The organism is Winogradskyella aurantiaca (assembly GCF_003362725.1).
Lineage (GTDB): Bacteria > Bacteroidota > Bacteroidia > Flavobacteriales > Flavobacteriaceae > Winogradskyella_A > Winogradskyella_A aurantiaca.
Genome location: NZ_QKTV01000001.1, coordinates 107,590 through 130,714, shown reverse-complemented (window position 1 = coordinate 130,714; position 23,125 = coordinate 107,590). Strand labels below are relative to the sequence as shown.

At 40.0% G+C, this 23,125-nt stretch carries 24 protein-coding genes and 1 tRNA gene; 7 read left to right on the top strand and 18 right to left on the bottom strand.

Annotated features, from left to right (window positions below; translation table 11 throughout):
• Positions 1-11 precede the first annotated feature (11 nt).
• The 9 genes from ilvN to DN064_RS00595 all read right to left on the bottom strand — a co-directional run bounded on the left by ilvN (position 12) and on the right by DN064_RS00595 (position 10,695).
• Positions 12-542: an acetolactate synthase small subunit gene (gene ilvN / locus DN064_RS00635; RefSeq protein WP_115460679.1), complete on the bottom strand. Its 531-nt coding sequence runs from the start codon at positions 540-542 to the stop codon at positions 12-14.
• A gap of 2 nt (positions 543-544) precedes the next feature.
• A complete protein-coding gene (gene ilvB, locus DN064_RS00630; RefSeq protein WP_115460678.1) occupies positions 545-2,281 on the bottom strand; it encodes a biosynthetic-type acetolactate synthase large subunit in 1,737 nt (578 codons plus the stop codon).
• A gap of 35 nt (positions 2,282-2,316) precedes the next feature.
• A complete protein-coding gene (ilvD, locus tag DN064_RS00625) occupies positions 2,317-3,996 on the bottom strand; it encodes a dihydroxy-acid dehydratase (protein WP_115460677.1) in 1,680 nt (559 codons plus the stop codon).
• On the bottom strand, positions 3,993-4,892 hold the full coding sequence (gene ilvE, locus DN064_RS00620; protein ID WP_115460676.1) for a branched-chain-amino-acid transaminase: 900 nt from the start codon (positions 4,890-4,892) through the stop codon (positions 3,993-3,995). Before ilvE ends, ilvD begins: the two co-directional genes overlap by 4 nt.
• A 209-nt stretch (positions 4,893-5,101) precedes the next feature.
• Positions 5,102-7,261 carry a prolyl oligopeptidase family serine peptidase gene (locus DN064_RS00615; RefSeq protein ID WP_115460675.1) on the bottom strand — a complete coding sequence of 720 codons (2,160 nt, stop codon included), beginning with the start codon at positions 7,259-7,261 and terminating at the stop codon, positions 5,102-5,104.
• 93 nt (positions 7,262-7,354) lie between these two features.
• On the bottom strand, positions 7,355-8,362 hold the full coding sequence (locus DN064_RS00610) for an aspartate-semialdehyde dehydrogenase (RefSeq protein WP_115460674.1): 1,008 nt from the start codon (positions 8,360-8,362) through the stop codon (positions 7,355-7,357).
• A gap of 109 nt (positions 8,363-8,471) precedes the next feature.
• Complete coding sequence (gene mscL, locus DN064_RS00605; protein WP_115460673.1) at positions 8,472-8,873, bottom strand: large conductance mechanosensitive channel protein MscL; 402 nt, start codon at positions 8,871-8,873, stop codon at positions 8,472-8,474.
• Positions 8,874-8,948: 75 nt separating this feature from the next.
• Positions 8,949-10,055: an alanine racemase gene (alr, locus tag DN064_RS00600; protein ID WP_115460672.1), complete on the bottom strand. Its 1,107-nt coding sequence runs from the start codon at positions 10,053-10,055 to the stop codon at positions 8,949-8,951.
• Positions 10,048-10,695 carry a thymidine kinase gene (locus DN064_RS00595; protein WP_115460671.1) on the bottom strand — a complete coding sequence of 216 codons (648 nt, stop codon included), beginning with the start codon at positions 10,693-10,695 and terminating at the stop codon, positions 10,048-10,050. Before DN064_RS00595 ends, alr begins: the two co-directional genes overlap by 8 nt.
• An 83-nt stretch (positions 10,696-10,778) precedes the next feature.
• Between DN064_RS00595 and DN064_RS00590 the strand changes: the two genes are divergently transcribed.
• Together DN064_RS00590 and rsmI are read left to right on the top strand one after the other, a co-directional pair.
• Positions 10,779-11,528 carry a hypothetical protein gene (locus tag DN064_RS00590; RefSeq protein WP_115460670.1) on the top strand — a complete coding sequence of 250 codons (750 nt, stop codon included), beginning with the start codon at positions 10,779-10,781 and terminating at the stop codon, positions 11,526-11,528.
• Positions 11,528-12,199: a 16S rRNA (cytidine(1402)-2'-O)-methyltransferase gene (gene rsmI / locus DN064_RS00585; protein ID WP_115460669.1), complete on the top strand. Its 672-nt coding sequence runs from the start codon at positions 11,528-11,530 to the stop codon at positions 12,197-12,199. The genes DN064_RS00590 and rsmI overlap by 1 nt, the downstream gene beginning before the upstream one ends.
• Here the strand turns inward: rsmI and DN064_RS00580 are convergent.
• On the bottom strand, positions 12,196-12,798 hold the full coding sequence (locus DN064_RS00580; protein ID WP_115461343.1) for a carboxymuconolactone decarboxylase family protein: 603 nt from the start codon (positions 12,796-12,798) through the stop codon (positions 12,196-12,198). The two genes, rsmI and DN064_RS00580, sit on opposite strands and share 4 nt — an antisense overlap.
• 101 nt (positions 12,799-12,899) lie before the next feature.
• Between DN064_RS00580 and DN064_RS00575 the strand changes: the two genes are divergently transcribed.
• From DN064_RS00575 to DN064_RS00565, 3 genes are read left to right on the top strand one after another with little or no spacing between them, the layout of a single operon-like run.
• The gene (locus DN064_RS00575; protein ID WP_115460668.1) at positions 12,900-13,334 is read left to right on the top strand and encodes an OsmC family protein; all 435 of its coding nucleotides are present in this window, start codon (positions 12,900-12,902) and stop codon (positions 13,332-13,334) included.
• 19 nt (positions 13,335-13,353) lie between these two features.
• On the top strand, positions 13,354-15,045 hold the full coding sequence (gene recJ / locus DN064_RS00570) for a single-stranded-DNA-specific exonuclease RecJ (RefSeq protein ID WP_115460667.1): 1,692 nt from the start codon (positions 13,354-13,356) through the stop codon (positions 15,043-15,045).
• Position 15,046: 1 nt separating this feature from the next.
• The gene (locus DN064_RS00565; RefSeq protein ID WP_115460666.1) at positions 15,047-16,318 is read left to right on the top strand and encodes an MFS transporter; all 1,272 of its coding nucleotides are present in this window, start codon (positions 15,047-15,049) and stop codon (positions 16,316-16,318) included.
• Here the strand turns inward: DN064_RS00565 and DN064_RS00560 are convergent.
• From DN064_RS00560 to DN064_RS00545, 5 genes are all read right to left on the bottom strand, one after another.
• A complete protein-coding gene (locus DN064_RS00560) occupies positions 16,315-17,067 on the bottom strand; it encodes a UDP-2,3-diacylglucosamine diphosphatase (protein ID WP_115461342.1) in 753 nt (250 codons plus the stop codon). The genes DN064_RS00565 and DN064_RS00560 overlap by 4 nt on opposite strands.
• A 10-nt stretch (positions 17,068-17,077) precedes the next feature.
• On the bottom strand, positions 17,078-17,530 hold the full coding sequence (locus DN064_RS00555) for a 6-pyruvoyl trahydropterin synthase family protein (protein WP_115460665.1): 453 nt from the start codon (positions 17,528-17,530) through the stop codon (positions 17,078-17,080).
• A 77-nt stretch (positions 17,531-17,607) separates the two neighbouring features.
• Positions 17,608-17,784 carry a hypothetical protein gene (locus tag DN064_RS14195; RefSeq protein ID WP_198659383.1) on the bottom strand — a complete coding sequence of 59 codons (177 nt, stop codon included), beginning with the start codon at positions 17,782-17,784 and terminating at the stop codon, positions 17,608-17,610.
• 23 nt (positions 17,785-17,807) lie between these two features.
• Positions 17,808-19,142 (bottom strand): MATE family efflux transporter, encoded by a 1,335-nt coding sequence (locus tag DN064_RS00550; protein WP_115460664.1) that lies wholly within the window; start codon positions 19,140-19,142, stop codon positions 17,808-17,810.
• Positions 19,139-19,639, bottom strand: a complete 501-nt coding sequence (locus tag DN064_RS00545) for a GNAT family N-acetyltransferase (RefSeq protein ID WP_115460663.1) — start codon at positions 19,637-19,639, stop codon at positions 19,139-19,141. The genes DN064_RS00550 and DN064_RS00545 overlap by 4 nt, the downstream gene beginning before the upstream one ends.
• A gap of 42 nt (positions 19,640-19,681) precedes the next feature.
• Between DN064_RS00545 and DN064_RS00540 the strand changes: the two genes are divergently transcribed.
• Both DN064_RS00540 and DN064_RS00535 read left to right on the top strand, forming a co-directional pair.
• Positions 19,682-20,479, top strand: coding sequence for a universal stress protein (locus DN064_RS00540; RefSeq protein WP_115460662.1), 798 nt, complete (start codon positions 19,682-19,684; stop codon positions 20,477-20,479).
• A 47-nt stretch (positions 20,480-20,526) separates the two neighbouring features.
• Positions 20,527-20,600, top strand: a tRNA-Ala gene (locus DN064_RS00535).
• 110 nt (positions 20,601-20,710) lie between these two features.
• Here DN064_RS00535 and DN064_RS00530 read toward each other — a convergent pair.
• The 3 genes from DN064_RS00530 to DN064_RS00520 are packed head-to-tail and all read right to left on the bottom strand — an operon-like array spanning position 20,711 to position 23,060.
• Positions 20,711-21,652, bottom strand: coding sequence for an SH3 domain-containing protein (locus tag DN064_RS00530; RefSeq protein WP_157962189.1), 942 nt, complete (start codon positions 21,650-21,652; stop codon positions 20,711-20,713).
• The gene (locus tag DN064_RS00525) at positions 21,649-22,122 is read right to left on the bottom strand and encodes a thermonuclease family protein (RefSeq protein WP_115460660.1); all 474 of its coding nucleotides are present in this window, start codon (positions 22,120-22,122) and stop codon (positions 21,649-21,651) included. Before DN064_RS00525 ends, DN064_RS00530 begins: the two co-directional genes overlap by 4 nt.
• A 17-nt stretch (positions 22,123-22,139) precedes the next feature.
• Positions 22,140-23,060 (bottom strand): hypothetical protein, encoded by a 921-nt coding sequence (locus tag DN064_RS00520; RefSeq protein ID WP_115460659.1) that lies wholly within the window; start codon positions 23,058-23,060, stop codon positions 22,140-22,142.
• Positions 23,061-23,125 lie beyond the last annotated feature (65 nt).

Genomic DNA, 23,125 nt, shown 5'->3' with positions numbered 1-23,125 from the left:
TCTAATGGGATTTAATGTTGAAATGCAGCGAGCATTTCTGATATTTTCATTTCGTTTTTAGTTACTGCTATGCGCCCAGAACGAACAAATTGCATAATGCCAAAGGCACTTAATTCTCTATGCAGTAAATCGATTTCCTGTTTTCTTCCTGATTTTTCAAGAACAAAGAACTCTTTATTGACCGTTACAATTCGTGCATGACTCTCCTTAATAATATTTTGGATCTGTCGCTCTTCAAACAGTAGATCCGACTTTATTTTAAAGATGGCTGATATCTGATAAATGGTTTCCTCATCTGTGTGATAATAAGCTTTGATGACTTCCACTTGCCGTTCCAATTGCCCGATGATTTTTTTCATCTGCTCTTCTGTTATATCCACTACCAGTGTAAACCGTGAAACGCCGTCAATTTCAGATCTAGATGTGTTTAAACTTTCAATATTGATGTGTCTGCGCTGAAAAATGGCGGAAATCCTATTCAATAACCCGATGTTATTTTCGGTATAAATAGATACTGTAAAATGTTTAATCTCTTTATCCATAGTTATTCTAATCTTATATCTGATACGGAAGCTCCTGAAGGGATCATTGGAAAAACATTGTCTTCTTTCTCCACACAAACTTCCAGAAAGTAAGGCTCTTTACTGGCAATCATCTCCTCAACGGCACTTGCCAGTTCCTCTCGTTTAGTTACCCGTCTGGCATTTAAATGATACCCTTTGGCAATGGTTACAAAGTCGGGATTAGTCATTTTTGTTGAGGCATAGCGCTTGTCAAAAAACAATTGCTGCCATTGCCGTACCATACCAAGAAAATCGTTGTTTAATACAACCACTTTAACCGCAGTTCTCTGTTGAAAGATGGTTCCCAATTCCTGAATGGTCATTTGATAGCCACCATCACCACAGATAGAAACCACTTCACGCTCTGGGGCAGCCATTTTAGCACCAATTGCAGCTGGCAGGCCAAAGCCCATTGTCCCCAGGCCACCTGATGTAATATTACTTTTAGAAGTATTAAATTCAGCATACCGGCAGGCCACCATTTGATGCTGGCCAACATCGCTTACAATAGCCGCTTCTCCCTTTGTTTGTTTATTGATCTCTTTGAGAACCTCACCCATTGTGAGTCCCTCTTTAGTTGGGTGCAGATCGTATTTGATTACTTTTTCAAACTCTATTTTATAGAGATCTTTAAACTTTTGATGCCAGTCATGATGGGAGTTGGCGTTAAGTAACGGCAAAAGGTCTTTTAAACTTTGCTTTGCATCCCCTAAAACCGCAATGTCTGTTTTAACATTTTTATCCACTTCTGCTGGGTCGATTTCAAAATGAATAATCTTAGCTTGCTTGGCATAGCTGGCCAGGTTGCCCGTCACACGGTCGTCAAATCGCATTCCAATAGCAATCAACACATCACATTCGTTGGTTAGTATATTTGGCGCATAGTTACCATGCATGCCAACCATACCCACATTTAAAGGATGAGATGTGGGTATTGCTGAGGCTCCTAAAATAGTCCAAGCCGCAGGCAGGCCTGCTTTTTCAATTACTGCCTTAAATTCTTCTTCAGCCTTACCAAGTATAACACCTTGACCCCATACCACTAAAGGTTTTTTTGCGGTATTAATAAGTTCAGCTGCTTTCTCCAAAGACGATATGTCCGTTTCTGGAACAGGCTTATAACTTCTTATACCTTTACATCTTTTATATTTAAAGTCAAACTCTTCAAACTGGGCGTCTTTTGTAATGTCAATTAAAACAGGTCCTGGTCGCCCACTTTTAGCAATGTAAAATGCCTTGGCAATGACTTCAGGAATTTCCGCCGCCTCTGTAATTTGATGATTCCATTTAGTGATGGGGGTTGAAATACCTACAATATCAGTTTCTTGAAAAGCATCACTTCCTAATAAATGTGAAGGCACTTGACCAGTGATACAAACCATAGGCGTCGAGTCTATCTGTGCATCTGCAATACCAGTTATTAAATTGGTGGCACCTGGTCCGGATGTAGCAATGGCCACTCCTACCTCTCCCGAAATTCTTGCATAGCCTTGGGCGGCATGGGTAGCACCTTGCTCATGCCTTGTGAGCACATGATGAATTTTATCCTGGTACTTAAATAGTTCATCATAGACAGGCATAATGGCTCCTCCTGGATAACCATATAGCACTTTCACCCCTTCTTCAAGTAGACATCGAACAATAGCTTCGCTACCTGTTATTCGTTCAGTGACAGCTGTGCTTTTTGTTATGTTTTCAATGGTTTGTGTTTCTTTCATAATCTTATCATGATGTGGCTCCCAGAGTTTAAGAATTAGAATTCATCTGTTACACAGCCTTTTGAGGCTGATGCTACTGACCTAGCATATTTATAAAGGACACCGCGTCTAAACTTCAGTTCAGGTGCCTTCCATTTGTTTTTACGTTCTCGTAATACTTCTGAGGATACTTCCAATTCAATGGTATTGGTCTCGGCATCTATGGTGATGATATCTCCATTTTCAACAAGTGCAATAGTGCCACCTTCCTGAGCCTCTGGAGTAATATGACCAACAACAAAACCATGGGTACCACCAGAGAATCGTCCATCAGTAATTAGGGCTACATCTTTCCCTAGTCCGGCTCCCATTATAGCAGCTGTAGGTTTCAACATTTCGGGCATACCTGGTCCTCCCTTTGGGCCTTCATAACGAATAACAACGACATCTCCTTTTTGTACTTCACCATTTCTAATGCCATCATTAGCGGCATACTCCCCTTCAAATACGCGCGCCTTACCGCGGAATAGGAGGCCTTCTTTTCCAGTTATTTTCGCTACACTTCCATCTTCAGCCAGATTACCATATAGCATGCGTAAGTGACCTGTAATTTTTATAGGGTTCTCTATTGGTTTTATAACATCTTGTCCCTCTGTTAAGTCTTTAACATCCAATAAATTCTCAGCTAAAGTTTTCCCTGTTACCGTTAAGCAGTCACCGTGGATTAGGCCCTTCTTTAAAAGGTATTTAAGAACTCCAGGAATGCCTCCAATCTCATGAACATCTTCCATCAAATACTTACCGCTTGGTTTTAAATCGGCAAGGAAAGGTGTGGAATCACTAATATTTTGAAAATCCTTTAAGGTAAAATCAATATTGGCGGCTCTAGCAATGGCGAGGAAATGAAGTACTGCATTTGTAGACCCTCCTAGGATGGTAATAAGTCTTATAGCATTTTCAAGTGATTTTCGGGTAATGATATCACTTGGTTTAATGTCTTTTTCCAATAATATACGCATAGCTTCTCCAGCCCTAATTGCTTCTTGCTTTTTATCCTCGCTAAGCGCGGGATTAGAAGAGTTAAATGGCAAAGCCATACCCAAGGCTTCGATAGAAGATGCCATGGTATTGGCGGTATACATGCCACCGCAGGCACCTGCACCGGGACAGGCCTTTTCAACTATGGTCTCAAATTCGTTTTCAGTAATGGTTCCGGCCACCTTGCTACCCCATGCTTCAAAAGCTGAAACAACATCTAATTTCTTTCCTTCATGACATCCTGAATCTATAGTGCCTCCATATACCAGAATACTGGGTCTGTTTAAACGAATCATCGCAAGTAAGGCGCCAGGCATGTTTTTATCACAGCCAACAACAGTTACCAAACCATCATAACTCATAGCCTGTACCACGGTCTCCATGGAGTCTGCAATGATATCTCTTGAAGGTAGTGAATAGCGCATACCAGGTGTACCCATTGAGATACCATCACTCACACCAATGGTATTAAAGATTAACCCAATAACATCTTCATTTAAGGTGCCTTTTTTTACAAGCTTAGCCAAATCGTTGAGATGCATATTGCATGGGTTTCCTTCGTATCCCGTACTTGCTATTCCTATTAGGGGCTTATTGAAATCCTCTTTGGTTAAACCAATAGCATGAAGCATCGCTTGTGCGGCTGGCTGAGTTGGATCTTGGGTGACGGTTTTGCTGTATTTATTTAATGCACTCATATAGCCTTGGAATAGTTGTTAGAACGTTCTCCTAGTACCTCTTGTTTATAGAGATGCATTAAGCGATAGCCGTGAGTTTCTTCCCACGACTTTGGAAATACATAATCATCAATAGATTTTAAGCCAACCACTTCAGCCGCAGTTCCTGTAAAAAAGGCGCTATCAGCTGATTTCATCTCATCGATTGTAAAATGTCTTTCTTCAACAGGTATGCCAAATTCTTGGCAAATCTCAATGATGGTGGTTCTGGTAATACCAGGCATAATATGCCCTTTAGGAGGGGTAAACAATTGACCATCTTTTTCAATAAAAACATTAGCGCCAGAGCATTCTGCAACATTATTATTGATGTCAAGGAGTATGGCTTCGTCATGTCCAGAGACGCTTGATTCATTTCTGGCGAGTATGGAATTGATATAATGCCCCGTTACTTTGGCATCTACGAAGCAAGATTTTGGATTTGGTCTTTGGAAGGATGAGGTTCTCACCTTCAAGAGCTTATCTCCCATTAACTTACCCCATTCCCAGCACTGTATGATGAATGATGATTCTCCAGCCGATCCGAGGCCCATATTGGCGCCCGCAACTACAATTGGCCTGATATAGGCATCTTGAAACCCATTGAGATCTAATAATTTATAAGTGATGTCAATAAGTTCGTTTATTGAGTAATGAAACGGAATATTCATTACTTCTGTGCCGTAAATCAGACGCTCATAATGTTCTTTGGCTCTGAATATTCGTGCTCCTGTGGCTGTTTTGTAGGATCGTATACCTTCAAATACTCCATTGCCGTAATGCAGTGTTTGACTGTAACTGTCACCCTTTAATTCTGTAGGTGACAAGTAATTACCATCTGCGAATATTAGTGTTTTATCGTTGTAATATGGACTCATTTCAATACTTATCTAGATTAAAATTAGGAGTTCAAGTAACTCGCAGAAGTCCAATTACTTAAGTTGACTTAAAGCCAGCGATCTTATTATTTAACTAACAAATTGAAAATCAAACAAATAGGAATAATTTAATATGATATTCAACTAATAAGACATTAAAAAAACCGCTTGATTTGTCAAGCGGTTTTTTAATATAAGTGATGTATTGTTTATCCTTTTAACTTACTAGGTAATACTTCAAAGCCCATATTATATAGGGTAAATCCGTAAATATCTGCGTATTGTTCTATCGTCTTACTAACAGGAGTCCCTGCACCATGTCCAGCATCTGTTTCAATACGAATCAAGACTGGGTTGTTACCCGATTGTTTTTCCTGTAGCTCAGCTGCAAATTTAAAGCTGTGCGCTGGTACCACGCGATCATCATGATCTCCGGTTGTGACCATAGTGGCAGGGTATTCTACTCCGGCTTTTACATTATGTACTGGTGAATACCCTTTTAAGTATTCAAACATCTCTTTGCTTTGTTCAGAGGTTCCATAATCGTATGCCCAACCGGCTCCAGCAGTGAAGGTGTGGTAGCGCAGCATATCCAATACTCCAACTGCAGGTAGAGCCACCTTCATTAAGTCTGGACGTTGTGTCATGGTAGCACCAACCAGTAGCCCCCCATTAGATCCACCTCTAATAGCCAGATATTCCGATGAGGTATAATTGTTAGCAATCAGGTATTCTCCCGCAGCAATAAAATCGTCGAAGACGTTTTGCTTTTTCATTTGAGTTCCGGCGTCATGCCACTCTTTCCCGTATTCTCCACCACCTCTTAGGTTAGGTACTGCATAAATTCCACCCTGCTCCATCCAAACTGCATTTGTAATGCTAAATGAAGGAGTCAAACTAATGTTAAACCCGCCGTAGCCATATAGGATGGTTGGATTCTTTCCATTCATTTCTAATCCTTTTTTATGAGTGATAATCATGGGCACTTTGGTACCATCTTTAGAGGTATAAAATACCTGTGTGCTCACATAGTCATCAGGATTAAAATCAATATTTGGTTTACGGAACAATTCTGATGTACCATTTTTTATGTCAAACTTATAAATGCTTCCAGGAGTCACATAGTTAGTGAAAGAGTAGTAGAGTTCTGTATCTTCCTTTTTAGCACCAAAGCCACCCGCACTTCCAACACCAGGAAGTTCTACTTCACGAACTAAGTTACCATCATAATCGTATTGCAATACCTTAGAAACGGCATCAACCATGTATTCAGCAAAGAAATAACCTCCACCAGTTGAAGGGCTTAAAACGTGCTCTGTTTCAGGAATAAAATCCACCCAATTTTCGGGAGTTGGATTTGAAGCATCCACAGTCACAATTTTTTGATTGGGGGCATCCATGTTGGTCATGATAAATAATTTACTCCCTACATTTTCCATAACGTAGGAATCCGTATCGGTATTCCCAAGCACTGTTATTATTGGACTGTTGGGCTTAGACAAATCTTTCATCAACATCTTAGTTCCAGAAGTTGAAATTCGTGGATAGATGAACAGATAGTTGTCATCTTCACTTACGCCCCCACTAATGTAGCGGTGTTTTTCAGCTTCAGTCCCACCGTAGATTAAAGCATCATCTTTCTGTGAGGTTCCAATTTTGTGATAGTATAATTTGTGCTGATCAGTCTTGGCTGATAATTCGGACCCTTCTGGTTTATCGTAGCTGGAATAGTAGAAGCCCTCGTTTTTGTACCATGACATTCCAGAGAATTTAATGTCTACTAAGGTGTCTTCAATAATTTCTTTGGTTTCGGCATTCATAACCAAAATCTTTCTCCAGTCGCTACCACCTTCTGATATAGAATAGGCGGCCAATTTACCATTACGTGAAAAACTCAAACCACCAAGAGAAATGGTGCCGTCATCTTTAAAGGTATTTGGATCTAAAAAGACCTCGGCTGTTTCAGGGTTTTCACCAGTTTTATAGCGATAGATCACATATTGATTCTGCAGGCCATCGTTCTTATAGAAATAGGTGTAGTCACCTTCAATAAATGGAGACCCTACTTTTTCGTAATTCCATAATTCGGTCAAGCGCTCTTTTAATTCATCTCTATAAGGAATGTTACTGAGGTAATCAAAGGTAACGGCGTTTTCGCTTTTAACCCATGCCTCGGTTTCTTCACTTCTATCGTCTTCCAGCCAGCGGTAAGGATCTTTAACCTCCTCGCCAAAATAAGTGTCAACAGTATCTACCTTTTTTGTTTCAGGATAGTTGGTTACGGTTGCTCTTGCCATGTCTTTTTGTTCTTCGTTTTTACAACTGTAGACCAATGCTATGCATGAGACTACAAGGAGTATTTTTTTCATAACTGTGAGATTACTGATTTATCCCCTAAAATTAAAAGTCCGGTGGGACATAACCCACCGGACTTTCTTAAAGTTTTTATAATGTATTGAATTTTAGGATACAGCGGCAGCTTTAATAAGACCTACTTTTACCAAATATTCAGCAATTTGTACTGTGTTTGTGGCGGCTCCCTTTCTCAAATTATCACTAACTATCCACATGTTCAAGGTATTGGGTTGCGATCCATCTCTACGTAACCTACCTACAAAGACATCATCTTTGCCATGGGCATATTTGGGCATTGGATAAATCCCTAATTCTGGATTATCTTGAAGCGTCACCCCATCCGTATCATTTAACAGTTGGCGAACTTGCCCTAGATCAAAATCCTTATGAAACTCAACATTAACAGACTCACTATGACCCCCTGCTGTAGGTATACGAACTGCAGTAGCCGTAACAGCAATGGTATTATCGTCTAGGATTTTTTGGGTTTCACGAACCAATTTCATTTCTTCTTTGGTATACCCATTTTCTTCAAATACATCACAGTGTGGCAAGGCATTTTTAGCGATAGGGTATGGATAAGCCATCTCACCATCTCTACCGGCAATCTCGTTTTCTAATTGCTCAACGGCCTTAATACCGGTCCCGGAAACAGATTGATAGGTAGAAACGACAATTCGTTTGATACCGTATGTTTTGTGTAAGGGAGCTAAAGCCATGACCATTTGAATGGTGGAACAGTTGGGGTTGGCAATAATGCGATCTGTGTCCTGTAATGCAGAAGCATTGATTTCTGGCACCACTAGTTTTTTATTAGGGTCCATTCTCCAGGCCGATGAATTATCAATAACTGTAGTCCCTACTTCTGCAAATTTGGGTGCCCACTCAAGAGAGGTGCCTCCACCTGCAGAAAATAAAGCGATATCGGGTTTGGCATTAACCGCATCCTGTAAACCAATCACCTTAAGCGATTGATCTTTATACGTTACTTCTTTACCAACAGAACGTTCAGAAGCCACCACTAATAATTCATCAGCAGGAAACTGACGCTCTTCCAGTACTTTTAGCATTACACCACCAACAAGACCGGTGGCTCCTACGACAGCAATTTTCATGTTTTTTTCTTTTGAGCCTTCAAAATTAGCGATTTAATACCTCCCATCATCTAAATATATCCAAAAAAAAGCCGCTAAAAGAGCGGCTTTTTCTATTGAGAACTATCTTTTATTTCTTGAGGGAGTCTCTGATCTCAGTTAATAGGTCGATTTCAGATGGTCCAGCTGGCGGTTCTGGCGCTGGCTCTTCTTTCTTTTTCATTTTATTGACACCTTTCACCACCATAAACATGACGAAGGCCACAATAATAAAATCAATCACATTGGTGACAAATTCACCCCATAGTACAGCTACTTCACCTACCATTTCTCCGGCTTCATTTGCAGTTCCTTCTCTCACAATCCATTTTAATGATTTAAAGTCGGCATTAAATACCAATCCAATTAGGGGTGAAACGATACCTCCAGTAAATGAGGTCACCACTTGTTTAAAGGCAGCACCCATGACAAAACCAACGGCAATGTCAACTAAGTTGCCCTTCATTGCAAATTCCTTAAATTCTTTAAGCATAATTGAAGTTTTAGTTAGCACTAGCAATTTAAATAAAAAATTGAAAGTGAGACCCTTGCAACAAATAAATACCTATTAAAAAATATAGCGCCGCTTCACTCGCTGTGAAATACCAGTAATAACTTCATAAGAAATAGTACCTACCGAATCAGCGAGTTGGGAGGCTGGTGTACTGGCGCCAAAAACAACCACTTCATCACCTTCGGAGCATTCGATACCTGTGATGTTGACCATGATCATATCCATACACACATTTCCAATAATAGCAGCTTTTTTACCTGCTATGGTCACATAACCACGTTCATTTCCAAAATGACGACCAATGCCATCAGCATGTCCTATGGGTAGGGTGGCTATCTTTTCGAAGCCTTTAGCCTTGTATCCTCTGTTGTAGCCCACGGTCTCATCTATTTCAATCAAATGAATTTGCGATATAACTGTTTTTAAACTGGCAATGGGTTTCAAATTGTGGTCTTCTGCTGCTGCATTTCCAAAGCCATACAAACCAATACCACATCGAACCATATCGAAATGCGCTTCAGGGTAATTGATTACACCAGAAGTATTACAGAGATGCAACATGGGTTTATAGCCAAGTTGGACGCTGAGCTCATCGCAAATGCTTTTAAAACTGGAGAACTGATTCTGGGTAAATTCTTGTTCCCTAGCATCTTCACTTGCCGCTAAATGCGAAAAGATGGATTTGACTCTGATAGAGGATGTTTCATTGAGTTGAGACATTACATAGGCCACATCATTTTCCCAAAATCCAAGCCTGTTTAGGCCGGTATTGAATTTTATATGTACGGGATAATCCGATTGGGCTTGTGCCTCCGCAACTTTTATGAACTCCCTTAAAATTCTTGGGCTATATAAACTGGGTTCTAAACAATGCTCAATAAGGTCTCTAAAGTTGGCAGGTTGTGGATGCAATACCAAAATGGGTAATTCAATTCCAGAGTTTCTTAGGGCAATACCCTCATGAACGTAAGCTACAGCTAGGTAATCGGCACCCAGTGCCACAAGAGTTTTGGCAACCGCAACAGCATCATTTCCGTAAGCAAATGCCTTGACAACCCCTAAGAACTTTGTTGACTTGTCTAGTTTAGATCGTAAATACTTGTAATTATGAGCTAACGAATCAAGGTTGATTTCCAATACAGTTTCCTGAGCTTTAGGCATCGGCGCTAGGGTCTTTTGGATTGATCTCTTCTGGATCTTTAACGTTTAGACTGCGAAGTTTATCTCGTAACATGGTTTTGTAAAAAGCAGCACGACTCAATGGCTCGTACTCATCCACCTCTCCTAAAAGTACCAGGTCATCGCTTTTAGCTTTTCGGTAACTGTATTGCGCTAAGTTGCCTGTTTTGGTGCAGACCGCATGCACTTTGGTAACGTACTCGGCGGTTGCCATTAGATAGGGCATGGGACCAAAAGGATTCCCTTTAAAATCCATGTCCAAACCAGCCACAATCACTCGAACTCCTTTATTGGCTAAATCGTTGCAGACTCTTACAATTTCGTCATCAAAGAACTGTGCCTCGTCAATGCCCACAACGTCACAGCCATCGGCCAAAATAGGGATGTTGGCGGCGGCAGGAACCGGAGTAGATCGTATTTCATTAGCGTCATGAGACACTACCATCTCATCTGCATACCGATTGTCTACGGCAGGTTTAAAAATCTCGACCTTCTGACGTGCAAATTGGGCCCGCTTGAGTCGACGGATCAATTCTTCGGTTTTACCAGAGAACATCGAGCCGCAAATGACTTCAATCCAACCAAATTGTTCTTTATGATTTACAGTGTTTTCGAGAAACATTTTGTAATTTTAGCACTAAATGAGCAGTGATTATCGTTAGTCTAAAGGTGACGTAAATTTATTAAAAAACAAAGGTATTAATCATGAAAAAGAAATTAGAATCAGAATTGGTAAGTATCGCTCACAGGATTCTAAAGTTGACTGGAAAGGAGGATGTGGTTCGCATGCATGAAGAGGTATCTCAGCTTTATGAAAAGCTGACAGTCCTGCGCTTTGCTCATGAAAATTTTGAAGAAGATTTCCCTACCATTGGACAGGATTCCTCATTCTTTGGGATGCTGGATTCTGCCTTTAACAATAAGATTAGTGATACGGTAGAGGTCGAAAATAAGGTTTATGTCAATGTGGATGAACGCGAGAACGACGAGATTGTTGAGCCGCTGATGGAGAAGATTAAGAACATGGTAGCCTTGATGCCGGATAATTCCGAGTCTGAAGGCGTCTCTGTGGAAACTGCCATTAGTGACAATGCTGTGAGCATTACCTTTGAGGATATTACTGCAGATTTTGAGAATTTACCTGAGTTTGAACCCATTGACTCGACCACAGAATCCAAAAATGGTGCAGCTATTAAACAATCGCTTAATGATAAGCTCAATAAGGGCAAGCAATTACAAATTGGCTTAAATGATAAACTGGCCTTTATCAAACACTTGTTTGATGGCAATGCAGATGATTACAATCGCGTAGTTAGTCAGCTCAATACAGTCAAGTCCTTAGAGGAAGCTCAATCGTTGATCAATACCATGATCAAACCCGATTACAACAATTGGAAGGGTAAAGATGAGTACGAGGCGCGACTCTTCGAAATTCTTGAAGCACGCTTTAGTTAATGGCAAAGCTGTATGTTGTTCCCACTCCTATTGGTAATTTAAAGGACATCACCTTTAGGGCTATTGAAGTTTTAAAGAAAGCAGATTTAATACTTGCCGAAGATACCCGTACCACTGGAAAACTTCTGAAACACTATGAGATTGCAACTCCCATGCAAAGTCATCATATGCACAATGAGCATAAAACGGTTCAGAGGGTAGTTAATAAGCTTAACTCCGGAATGGCTATTGCTTTGGTAAGTGATGCGGGAACCCCTGCGATTTCAGACCCTGGTTTTTTATTGGTTAGGGCTTGTGTTGAAGATGATATTGAAGTGGAATGCCTGCCTGGTGCCACTGCCTTTGTTCCAGCACTTGTCAGTAGTGGCTTACCAAACGATAGGTTTGTATTTGAAGGCTTTTTACCGGTTAAAAAAGGCAGACAAACCCGATTAAAACTATTGGCGGAAGAGAGCAGAACAATGATTTTCTACGAGAGTCCCCACAAACTGGTGAAAACGCTTACCCATTTTTGCGAATACTTAGGTGAAGACCGTCCGGTGTCAGTATCTAGAGAACTTTCGAAACTCTATGAAGAGACGGTGCGCGGTACTGCTAAAGAGGTACTAGAGCACTATACCAATAAAACTCCCAAAGGAGAGATAGTTATTGTAGTTGGCGGAAAAAATTAATAGGTATTACCAGCATGTTTTCCTTTCTCCCACCCGTGTTTTCCTAAATATTCATTAGCACTTTCTACAGCTCCATCTTCGATATCGGTTCCCATTGAATCGTTCCAGCGGTTGAGGTAACCAAAAAGAGAAATAACGCCTAGCATTTCTACAATTTCACCTTCATCCCAATGTTTGTAAAGCTCCGCTTTAATATCGGCATTGACGGCATTTGGTACTTGACTTGCCGCCAGACTAAAATCCAAAGCAGCGCGTTCTGCATCTGAAAAGGCTGGATGCGTGCGGTATTCCCAGATGTTATCCAGTTGTTCTTGCTCGGCTCCATAGCGTTCCGCAGCGCGTATAGCGTGGGCTTGACAATAGCGGCAGCCTGTAGCGTTACTACTCACCCAGGCAATCATGCGTTTTAAGGCCGAAGTTACATGGCCTTCATTGGCCATTACTGCTTTGTTTAAATTGATAAAAGCCTTTGAAATGGCTGGTCTCCGTTGCATGGTTAATACCGAATTTGGACAGAAACCTAGGGTCTCGTTAAAGAACTCTGCTAGCGCTTTGGTTTCTAAATCATGCTCGGGGGATAAGGGTGTGACTAATGCCATAATACAGATTTTAGTGGTATTTTTGATGGAACAAGATAAGCCCATTTAAGGACTTGACCTAGGGCTTTATATTCAATACTCAACGCACAAAACATACAACTATGTTCAATACTGTTATCACCCACTGGAAAGGAGACCTCACATTTGAATCGGATAACCCAAGCGGCAAGTTTGTAACTATGGATACTGATGTGGAAGGCAAGGATCGTGAGGGTTTATCACCCAAAGCCATGATGCTGTCTTCTCTGGCCGGTTGTTCTGGTTTGGATGTGATTTCAATCCTGGATAAAATGAAAGTACCGCTGGATGATTTTAAGATTGAAGTAACCGGTGAACTTACCGATGAACACCCAAAGTATTACAAGAAAGTCAATGTGGACTATCATTTTTATGGGTCGGACCTTAAAAAGGACAAATGTGAAAAAGCCGTGCAGTTATCGGTTGACAAATATTGCGGTGTTATGGCCATGTTCCGTCGCTTTGCAGAGATAAGTATTGAGCTGCACTATCATGTGAGCACTGTTAGACATACCTAGTAGTTACTAAAGTTTAGATATGCGATGGACCATCAAGGCCTTACCCGAAGCTGATAAGGTTTCCAAGCTGCAGGAGCAACTGCAAATTGATCCTGTATTGGCGACCCTTTTGGTACAACGTGGCATTGAAACATTTGAGGCGGCTAAGAGCTTCTTTAGACCTCAAATAAGTGAGCTTCACGATCCATTTTTAATGAAAGACATGGATCTAGCAGTAGCCCGATTGGAGTCAGCTATTGCTAACGACGAACGTATTTTGGTCTATGGAGATTACGATGTGGACGGCACTACCTCTGTGGCCTTAATGGCCTCCTATTTACAAACGCGAACAGAGCAGGTTGCTACGTATATTCCGGATCGCTACGACGAGGGTTATGGTGTTTCGTATCAAGGTATTGACTTTGCTCAAGATAATGGTTTTAGTCTTATTGTCGCTCTGGATTGTGGTATTAAGGCCATAGATAAAGTGGCCTATGCCAAAGAAAAGGGTATCGATTTTATTATCTGTGATCACCACCGCCCTGGAGATAAAATTCCAGATGCTGTAGCTGTATTAGATCCCAAGCGCGAAGATTGCGACTATCCTTTTAAAGAATTATGTGGCTGCGGAGTAGGGTTTAAGCTCATCTCAGCTCTAGCCCTGAATAACGGAACAGCCATTGAGGAATTGTATTCCTATTTGGATTTAGTGGCTATTGCCATAGGAGCAGATATTGTCCCTGTGGTTGGGGAGAATCGCATCTTAGCATATCACGGCATTCAAGTGATTAATTCAGAACCAAGAGCAGGCATTAAGGCCATTCTGGCTGAAGTTCAAAAACCTGAGTTGACCATAACTGATGTGGTGTTTATTATTGCTCCACGGATTAATGCTGCTGGACGGATGAAACACGGAAACCATGCTGTGGCGTTACTTATGGAAACGGACTTTAATCAGGCCGCACAATTTGCCTTGGATGTGAATGCTTTTAATCTAGACCGACGGGAAACCGATCAACGGATTACAGAAGAGGCCCTAGAACTCATAAAAAACCTAAAAGAAGAAGAGCGGTTTAGTACTGTGGTTTACGATGCTTCCTGGCACAAAGGGGTCATAGGCATTGTAGCATCACGGCTTACAGAGACCTATTACCGCCCAACACTTGTCTTTACTAAAAGTGGAGAGAAACTGGCTGCCTCTGCCAGATCGGTTAAGGGGTTTGATATTTATAATGCTCTTGAAGCATGTTCAGAGTACATTGAACAATTTGGGGGGCATAAGTATGCAGCAGGCTTAACCATACTTCCTGAGAATTACGAAGCTTTTAAGGCAAAATTTGAGGAGGTAGTCAAGGCAACTATAGATCCTAAACTACTAACTCCAGAATTAAGTATAGATATGGTTATTCCATTGCAACCGGTCAACCAACGCTTTATGCGTATCGTTAAGCAAATGGCACCCTTTGGCCCAAAGAATATGACTCCTGTGTTTATGTCTAAAGGGCTTATAGATACGGGATATGGTAAATGTGTGGGACAAGAGAAAACACATTTGCGCTTAACAGCGGTTCAACCAGATAGTGATAAGATAGTTGCTATTGGCTTTAATATGGGGGATAAATATCCCTTGATTCAAGATCATAAACTCTTTGACGCGGCCTATACAGTAGATGAAAATCACTGGAATGGGCAGGTATCAGTACAATTAAAATTAAAAGACATTAAAGCATAGTATGGCAAAGAACGATCCGTATGCAGCTTTACGCTTCAAAGAATTCAACATTTTCCTCCTAGTCCGCTTTGCATTGGTCTTTGGCTGGTCTATGCAATTTGTGGTCATCGAATGGCAGGTGTATGCTTTAACTGAGGATCCCTTGTCGCTTGGAATTATTGGTATATGTGAATTTTTACCAGCTTTCTTCCTGGCACCTTTTGCAGGGCATATTGTAGATAAAAAGGAGAAACGCAATTTATTTGCCTTGTGCATTGCCTTGTTTTCATTAATAAGCTTTGGCTTGTTCTGGTTAACATCAGAAACTATTGAAGCTTCCTGGGCCACTAAATCCATACTTTTAGGAATCTATAGTCTGGTGTTCTTTGGAGGGGTGTTGCGTGCCTTTTTTGGGCCTACCATTTTTTCATTGATTGCCTTGTTGGTCCCCAAAAAAGCTTATCCCAACGCTGCTACCTGGAGCAGTAGTACCTGGAAAGGGGCTAATGTCTTTGGGGCTTTGTGCGGTGGTTTCTTTATCGCCTGGATTGGGGTACATCAAACCCTTGGGATCATTTTCGTTCTTGTTATGATTTCCTTGGTTTTGATGACTCAGATTAAATCCAAACCTGTTCTCAATAAAAAAACCAACGAGTCGGTAAAAGAAAGCCTCATCGCCGGTTTGAGATTTGTATTTAATGATAAGGTGATCTTAGGGGCCTTAACTTTAGATATGATCGCCGTGTTATTTGGAGGAGCGGTGGCCATCTTTGCGGTCTTTGCCAAAGACATTCTGGATGCTGGACCAAAAGGATTCGGCCTTTTAAATGCAGCCTTATCTTCTGGAAGTATTATTACCATGCTGGCAACCACTTATTTACCCATTACTAAGAGCACTGGTAAAAAGCTACTTATATCTGTTTTTGGATTTGGTATAAGCATGATCATATTTGGGGCTTCCAAGCTGCTTTGGTTGAGTGTGATTGCTTTGTTTATATCAGGGGTGTTTGACGGTATCTCCATGGTCATTCGTCAAACGATTTTGCAACTGAAAACGCCAGACGAGATGCGCGGTCGCGTTGGTGCGGTTAATTCCATGTTTGTTGGCTCCTCTAATGAGCTAGGGGCCTTGGAAAGTGGTATTGCAGCTAAGATTTTTGGAGCTCCTTTGGCAGTAATTCTTGGTGGCACAGTAACACTTCTAACGGTTACGGTCATAGGATTAAAAAACAAACCACTGCGCGATTTGGACTTAAGACGGGATATCGAGGATCATATCCTGGACTTGGATTAGAACTCTTTTAGCTCTGCCGTTGATCCATCAAATTCAAGATAGGTAAAGTAATGAATCCAATCCCCTAGATTAATGTATTTGGAAGTCTCGTTAAGAGAAATATTCAATGGCAAATGTCTGTGACCAAAAACAAAATAATCGCGGTGTTTCTCTTGGAGTTTTCTTTGGCTATAAACCGCTAACCATTCTTTATCTTCCCCGAGAAATTTAGCATCCTCATCCCCGGAAATAAGTTTATTTTTTACAGATAGATACTGGGCTAGGCGCACTCCTAAATCCGGATGTAGCCAACGGAATAACCATTGAAAAAACGGATTGGTAAATACCTTTTTCATCCGTTTATAACCCTTATCATTAGGACCTAAACCATCACCATGACCAATAAAAAAGAGGGTGTCATTTATTGTCACTTCTTGAGGAGCGTGAAAAACAGGTATCCCTAGTTCGTCTTCAAAGTATCCATTCATCCAGAGATCATGGTTGCCCACAAAATAAAAGATAGGAATCCCTGAATCAGCAATTTCAGCCAACTTCCCAAGTGTTCGTACAAATCCCTTTGGAACTACAGTCTTATATTCAAACCAGAAGTCGAACAAGTCTCCCATAAGAAAAATTGCCGCAGCATCTTTCTCAACCATCGTCAACCATTCCAGAAACTTTTTCTCTCGTGGTCTCGAGGCATTATGAGTGGGTGCTCCCAAATGGTTATCTGAGGCAAAATAGACTTTCTTACCTTCTGGAACCGATATGTTTGGAATCTTATTCATTATCTGAGGCATACCACTGGGCATAGCTGGTGGCAGTCTCTTGAAGTTTTAGAGAATGCAATTGGATGGTATCCGGCAAGCGTCTTTTGATCTTTTCGGCAAAATCGATAATCATCATTTCAGTGGTTGGTTGGTAATCCACCAATAATACATGATGACCTAAACCTTTAAGATCATTGGCCATATCTACGTGTGGGGTATTTTTATTAAACACCATAGAATGGTCAAATACATCCACAATATCTTCCTTGACTATTTTCTTTAGATCGCCAAAATCAATCACCATACCATGCTTCACATTGTTGGTGTCGGCGATTGGAGTACCAATAACGGTGACTTCTAAATGGTAACTGTGGCCGTGTAAATTTTTACATTTACCATCATAGCCGTGCAGGGCATGTCCGGCTTCAAACGAAAACATCTTCGTTATTCTTATCTTGCTCATTTATCTCCTTCTGTTTCTGTTTATAAAGTAAATAACAACCAATGCTAAGGCAAGGACTGCAAACAAAATATTTCCCATTACAATTGCTTAATGCGGTTTTTGTTATACCTATATATGGCGTAGGCTATTAGTACCAGAATTACAAAGGGTAACATGGTACCAATAAACACTCCAATGCTATAGGAGGCATCGGGTGCTTCTTCTAGTTTTTTCTCAATATCCACCTCCTGTAAGAGGCTTAGAAATAGAATCATGCCTATTCAAATTTGGGTTAAAGTTACGTGTTTTGTACGAGTGCAGTAAAGGTTCTTTTAAATTTTAAGATTAGGGGTAAACCTCGTGCCATGATCCAGAAGGTGAAGGCTGTAAAAACGCCATATAGTTTTAAATCGTAATAATCCGTGAGGAATATAATGGGGATAAACACCAGGAGTGTGGAATACAATAAGAGGTTTCTTAAATAACGCATCCAGCCTAGACCCTTAAAGACTCCATCAAAGATAAAAGCCAGTGCACACAAAGGTTGCATGATAAGCACCATCCAGAAAACCTCTCTAAACTTTTCAAGGACTAAGACGTCATTGGTGAAAATATGTCCAATAGGTTTGTAAAACAGAAAGCCCACCAGGCACATGATAGTGCCAACGATAATGCCATAGAGGATAAGTCGATTGCTGAGTTTGAGAAGCGTTTTGTAATCCTGAGCTCCAAATAACTTCCCTGATAATATATTACCAGCACTGGCATACCCATCGATGACAAAAGCTCCCAGAAACCAGATATTAATGGCAATGGTATAGGCCGCAATGTAAGTCTCTCCATAGGAAGTGGCAAAACTGGTTCCAAAATACAAGGCAATGTTTAAGGCCAGGGTTCTGACAAACAAGTTTAGAATCATTAAGAGGAACTTCTTAATTTCTTTATTAAATGGAAACCGAAAACGTAGCGGGATGTCTGTTTTAGTCAGCAAATAATATCCAGATAGTATGGCCATGACCAGTTGGGCGATGACACTGGCCCAAGCCGCTCCTTCAATATGCATAGCTGGAATAAACCCATCGATACCATAGACTAAGACAATGTCTAAAACAATATTTACCACAGTTCCAGCGATGGCGATAATCATGGGCTGAAAGGTATTTTGCAAACCCCTAAAGGTCCCAAAAACCGCAATGGTGAATAGGGTAAACGGAAAGCCGAGAACCCTTATGTGATAGTACAGGACACTATAATCCAGAATTTGATCGGAGGCATTGTAAAGCTTAAAAATCGGGACCGCTAGTGGATAGGTCACGGCAATGATCAAGAGGCTTAATGAAGTTATGATTACTATGGCCTGAGCCGGTAAGTCTTTAACTTCATCTAGATTACCTGCCCCTAAATACTGCGATACTATTGAGGAAATAGCACTGCGTGTTTGCCCTAATACCCAGATGAGCATGGAAATAAATGTCGTTACAATACCTACCGCTGCCAATGATACCGTGGCATTGGTCTGCATATTACCAATAATGGCGGCATCCGTTAAGGAGAGTATGGGCTCCGAAACTCCTGAGATTAAGGCTGGGATGGCCAAGCGGTTGATATTTTTAAAGGATATGATAGCGCTCACAAGAGTAATTCATAACAATAAAATGGATGTTTGCTTTGCTTAGGGAAATAAATATTTCCCAAACGCTTGTAGCCCCGTTGTTCGTAAAACTGTTGGTTGCGGGGATTTTGCGAAAAGGTGTCCAAACGGATGGATTCAAAACCCTGTTGCCTCGCCTGTTCCTCAGCAAAACTCATAAGTTGCTGAGCGTAGCCCTGACCCTGAAATTTGGGATGCACAGCTAGGCGATGCACGTATAAATTTTGCTCTGTTCGACTCAACCATTGAATGGGGATGTATTCTTCATCCTTAAGAATGGAGAGGACTACACAGCCAACAAGCATGTCATCTTTTTCAAGAATATAAAGTTCTTTCCGATCGATATCAGTTTGAAAGGCCTGTTTATTGGGATAATGCTCGTTCCATTGGTAGATACCCTTATTAATCATGTGCTTGGCACAGGCACGAGTTAATTCCATTAATGGTTCTAGATCCAGGGTATCGCCCTTTCTAATCATTAAATGTGTTATTTTTGTTTAACATTCACTTTCAATCGTCCTATGAAAAATATTCTTGTCCCTGTTGGAACTTCAGTTAACGCGAGGAGTCACCTAAAATATGCCGTGGACTTTGCTAAGGTATTTGGTGCCAAAATTTATCTGGTTCAAATATATAACGTTTACACTAAAGCGGGTACCTTTATAAAAGTTGATGATTTAATCATTAGAAAGTCTATGGAGTTCTTGAGGGAGCACGTGGCTTCTGTCGACACCCGCGGTGTGGATATTGAAGTAAAGACATTTAAAGGAGATGTAGTAGATATTTTGGAAAGTGTTTGCGAGACTTTAGAAATTGATCTTATTATTTTGGAACCACGTACCAATTCAGTTAAAGATGAGGTGTATTTAGGAAAGGATTCCGGACGCATTATTAAACGCACCCAAATTCCGGCGCTCATTGTACCGGAAGGCTATGTCTTCAAGCCAATAGTATCAATTTTAGTAGCCATGAAATCGGCTATTGTCAAGAGAGAAGGTGTATTTAAACCACTAATAGAAATTAAGAATCAGTTTAGATCCATAGTTAATCTACTACTGGTAAAGACCCCATTTTTTAATAAAGGGGATTTTGATGTGCCGGACGAACTCAAAACCTTAGTGACCAAACAAGAAGAATCCATTAATCCAACTACCTTTCAGGGGGTCCTTGAACGTTACCAGTCCTATGACCCGGATTTATTATGTGTAGTGCGCAGAAAACGTGGTTTCTTTAGCAAACTTTGGGAAGGGGATTCTATTCTTAAAAAAGAATTTCATGCCCGGTCCATGCCTGTTTTAGTGCTTCGTGGTCTTAAATAGGCAATTCCTTTCTAGATTTAGGGATATATATTACATTTGTGGCCCTTGGGGATGTAGCTCAGCTGGCTAGAGCGCTTGACTGGCAGTCAAGAGGTCGGCGGTTCGAGTCCGCTCTTCTCCACTTTAATAATCAGGCACTTACAAAAAAATTGTAGGTGCTTTTTTCGTCTTTGTAACACATTTGTAACGATTAGATGGAATAAGAGTACTTTTTTGTTCTAATTGTTTCTATTATTTAATGCATGATAGTTTTTCAATAAACAACTCTGGATAATAGAATGACCTTTCATCTTGATATCCCTCAGTGCCAGAAAACCTAATAGTTTTTATAGGTGATTTTTTCAAACGATTAATATCACTATTTGATAAGTACGCTAACAAAATGAAAACACCTTCACATTCAACATCCCCTTTATGGTAAAAAGTCAAAATATCATTGTTTTCCAATTTAACTGCAACATATGAAGGATCATAAGGGCTGGCACAACCTAAATCGCTTCTCAGATAAAAACGAACATATTTGTTTCCATACTTTCCCAATTGAATACTTACAATATCGAGACCATACTTTAATTTCTGTATTGAATAGTATTCAGTTAAAACCCTTTTTGCTCCAGTAAACTCATCTATCTCATTGGTTTTGAAATGACATTTCGACCGTCTCTCCACAAATTTCAAACTGTCATTAACCCTTCTTAAACTATCTTTAGTCTTCCTTGCCTGGAATTCAGCCATCTGTTTCTGTAACCTTAACTCCTTTTGACGATTAGCTATACTGTCTAATTTTCTTTGATATGCTAACTCTTTATTCTTTTCCGCCCTATCTATGGAGTCCTGAACTCTCTTTGCTTCAAGTTTCATAGACTCTGAGTACTCATCATAAAAGGTTTGCATGTATGGTGTAGTTTCTAGAAAAGTTGATTCTATAAACCCAATACATTTTTTATACTTTACCTTCCAATAATTTGATGAAAACTCGATAAGTTCAACTGATTTGCCGCTTTTTATGCTACATACGTACTCTCTGCCTGAGTTCTCGATTTGATTGAGAGCATTAATATCTCTTGTTACAACTGTATGGTTTTGTGACTGAAGGGTCAAACCTGTAAAAACTAAAATAAATTTTAGGAAATAAGAACTTTTCATAACTCTACAGAAGGTTTTTCTACTCATTTTCTCTTTGATTTTCGCCATTCCCAAGGTGGAATTGGATTTGGTTCTGACCACAATCCTATTTTTTTATTCCGAGAATCTTCTTGAAGTTTAATTAGAATCTTATCGTCAGAATACTTGTCGTAATTCCAGGCGTAGCCATTTCTTACTAATTCTTCACTAAGGTTTAATCCGTCATCATAGATGGCAAAAGCGATAAGCCTTCCATATCTATCCGTATTTAGAACTTCTATTTTAATATCCTTTGAAAATATAGCATCTGAGGTAAACTGTTTTGCTCTGTTTGAGAAAGGCTGTCCTCTTTCTGGGCAATCTATGTTTGCAACTCGGACCTTATGGAGGATCGAGTCTTTTTCTAAAAGTTTAAAGGTATCGCCATCTGTAATTCCTACCACCTTCCCAATTATGTTCTGCGAAATCAAAACTTGAGAAGATAAAAGTATCCAAGTAATAATAAACTTAATAGACATTGTTGGGCATAGTTTATTTAATTCGATGTATAAGAATTTATCAAATCACCTTTCTCGTCAAAAGAATAAAGTCCTTTATTCACTCGATACGTTGTCCTTTTGTAGTTGTCTTGGTCGTTGAACTCATTAGATAATTCGTATCTGCCTTTATTTATAAGTTTAAATTCGTCTAGTTTAATTGTTTGATTATAATGAGCTACCAACAGCATTTTATAATTAACAATTCCGCTTTCGTTAGTGTGAAATTTGATGTATTCATTCATAACACCGTATGGCGTATTTGCAAATGCGTCAGCTTGAGCATTCAATTCTTTTAGAATGTCCGTTTCGTCAGTTTGGTGTCGAGATGCTTCATTGTAATATTCTCGATAGCGTTCTGGCATTTCATTTTTCCAACTTTTCGCCCATTTATTCAGTCCGTCAGATGAATTGTAAGAAGTAAGGACACCATTTTTAAAGTTCAATTCGTAGCCAAATTCTACCGCAACGAAAGAATCATTTTCAGATATTTGGTTATTAAATACTTCGCCTATAAAATCATTCGAAAGTGATTTGTTTTTTACGCCGTCCTCAAGAGTGCTTTCAACATCATATGAGTCGAAATCATCTTTTAAATTAAAGTTTACAAGATAATTGCTAACATCTTTTTGTTCAATTGATTCAACAGTATCTTCTGTTAAAACACAAATGATTTTATCTGAAAATGATTTGAAAATCACGATAAAGACTTTGCTATCTTTTAAATCAAAATCATTGTAAGTGTAAAATTGCTCTGGATTGTAACCAAGAAACTTACAGATATTATTTATTGATTTTTTCTCAACTTTTATCTCGACAGGAAAGTATCCATCTTCTTTCGGAACAAACGTTTTAAATCCAGATGCGTAGGATTTAATTCCGCAAAATAGCAATATCGCTATCAGTAACTTTAATTTCATTTTTGTTAGTGTTTAAATTATATTAAACTTTACCATATCAGATTTTGAAATCTCTATTTTCTTTC

Coding starts and splice junctions, on each gene's coding strand:
- ilvN (WP_115460679.1), bottom strand. CDS start 542: ATGGATAAAGAGATTAAACATTTTACAGTATCTATTTATACCGAAAAT.
- ilvB (WP_115460678.1), bottom strand. CDS start 2,281: ATGAAAGAAACACAAACCATTGAAAACATAACAAAAAGCACAGCTGTC.
- ilvD (WP_115460677.1), bottom strand. CDS start 3,996: ATGAGTGCATTAAATAAATACAGCAAAACCGTCACCCAAGATCCAACT.
- ilvE (WP_115460676.1), bottom strand. CDS start 4,892: ATGAGTCCATATTACAACGATAAAACACTAATATTCGCAGATGGTAAT.
- DN064_RS00615 (WP_115460675.1), bottom strand. CDS start 7,261: ATGAAAAAAATACTCCTTGTAGTCTCATGCATAGCATTGGTCTACAGT.
- DN064_RS00610 (WP_115460674.1), bottom strand. CDS start 8,362: ATGAAAATTGCTGTCGTAGGAGCCACCGGTCTTGTTGGTGGTGTAATG.
- mscL (WP_115460673.1), bottom strand. CDS start 8,873: ATGCTTAAAGAATTTAAGGAATTTGCAATGAAGGGCAACTTAGTTGAC.
- alr (WP_115460672.1), bottom strand. CDS start 10,055: ATGCCTAAAGCTCAGGAAACTGTATTGGAAATCAACCTTGATTCGTTA.
- DN064_RS00595 (WP_115460671.1), bottom strand. CDS start 10,695: ATGTTTCTCGAAAACACTGTAAATCATAAAGAACAATTTGGTTGGATT.
- DN064_RS00590 (WP_115460670.1), top strand. CDS start 10,779: ATGAAAAAGAAATTAGAATCAGAATTGGTAAGTATCGCTCACAGGATT.
- rsmI (WP_115460669.1), top strand. CDS start 11,528: ATGGCAAAGCTGTATGTTGTTCCCACTCCTATTGGTAATTTAAAGGAC.
- DN064_RS00580 (WP_115461343.1), bottom strand. CDS start 12,798: ATGGCATTAGTCACACCCTTATCCCCCGAGCATGATTTAGAAACCAAA.
- DN064_RS00575 (WP_115460668.1), top strand. CDS start 12,900: ATGTTCAATACTGTTATCACCCACTGGAAAGGAGACCTCACATTTGAA.
- recJ (WP_115460667.1), top strand. CDS start 13,354: ATGCGATGGACCATCAAGGCCTTACCCGAAGCTGATAAGGTTTCCAAG.
- DN064_RS00565 (WP_115460666.1), top strand. CDS start 15,047: ATGGCAAAGAACGATCCGTATGCAGCTTTACGCTTCAAAGAATTCAAC.
- DN064_RS00555 (WP_115460665.1), bottom strand. CDS start 17,530: ATGAGCAAGATAAGAATAACGAAGATGTTTTCGTTTGAAGCCGGACAT.
- DN064_RS14195 (WP_198659383.1), bottom strand. CDS start 17,784: ATGATTCTATTTCTAAGCCTCTTACAGGAGGTGGATATTGAGAAAAAA.
- DN064_RS00545 (WP_115460663.1), bottom strand. CDS start 19,639: ATGATTAGAAAGGGCGATACCCTGGATCTAGAACCATTAATGGAATTA.
- DN064_RS00540 (WP_115460662.1), top strand. CDS start 19,682: ATGAAAAATATTCTTGTCCCTGTTGGAACTTCAGTTAACGCGAGGAGT.
- DN064_RS00530 (WP_157962189.1), bottom strand. CDS start 21,652: ATGAGTAGAAAAACCTTCTGTAGAGTTATGAAAAGTTCTTATTTCCTA.
- DN064_RS00525 (WP_115460660.1), bottom strand. CDS start 22,122: ATGTCTATTAAGTTTATTATTACTTGGATACTTTTATCTTCTCAAGTT.
- DN064_RS00520 (WP_115460659.1), bottom strand. CDS start 23,060: ATGAAATTAAAGTTACTGATAGCGATATTGCTATTTTGCGGAATTAAA.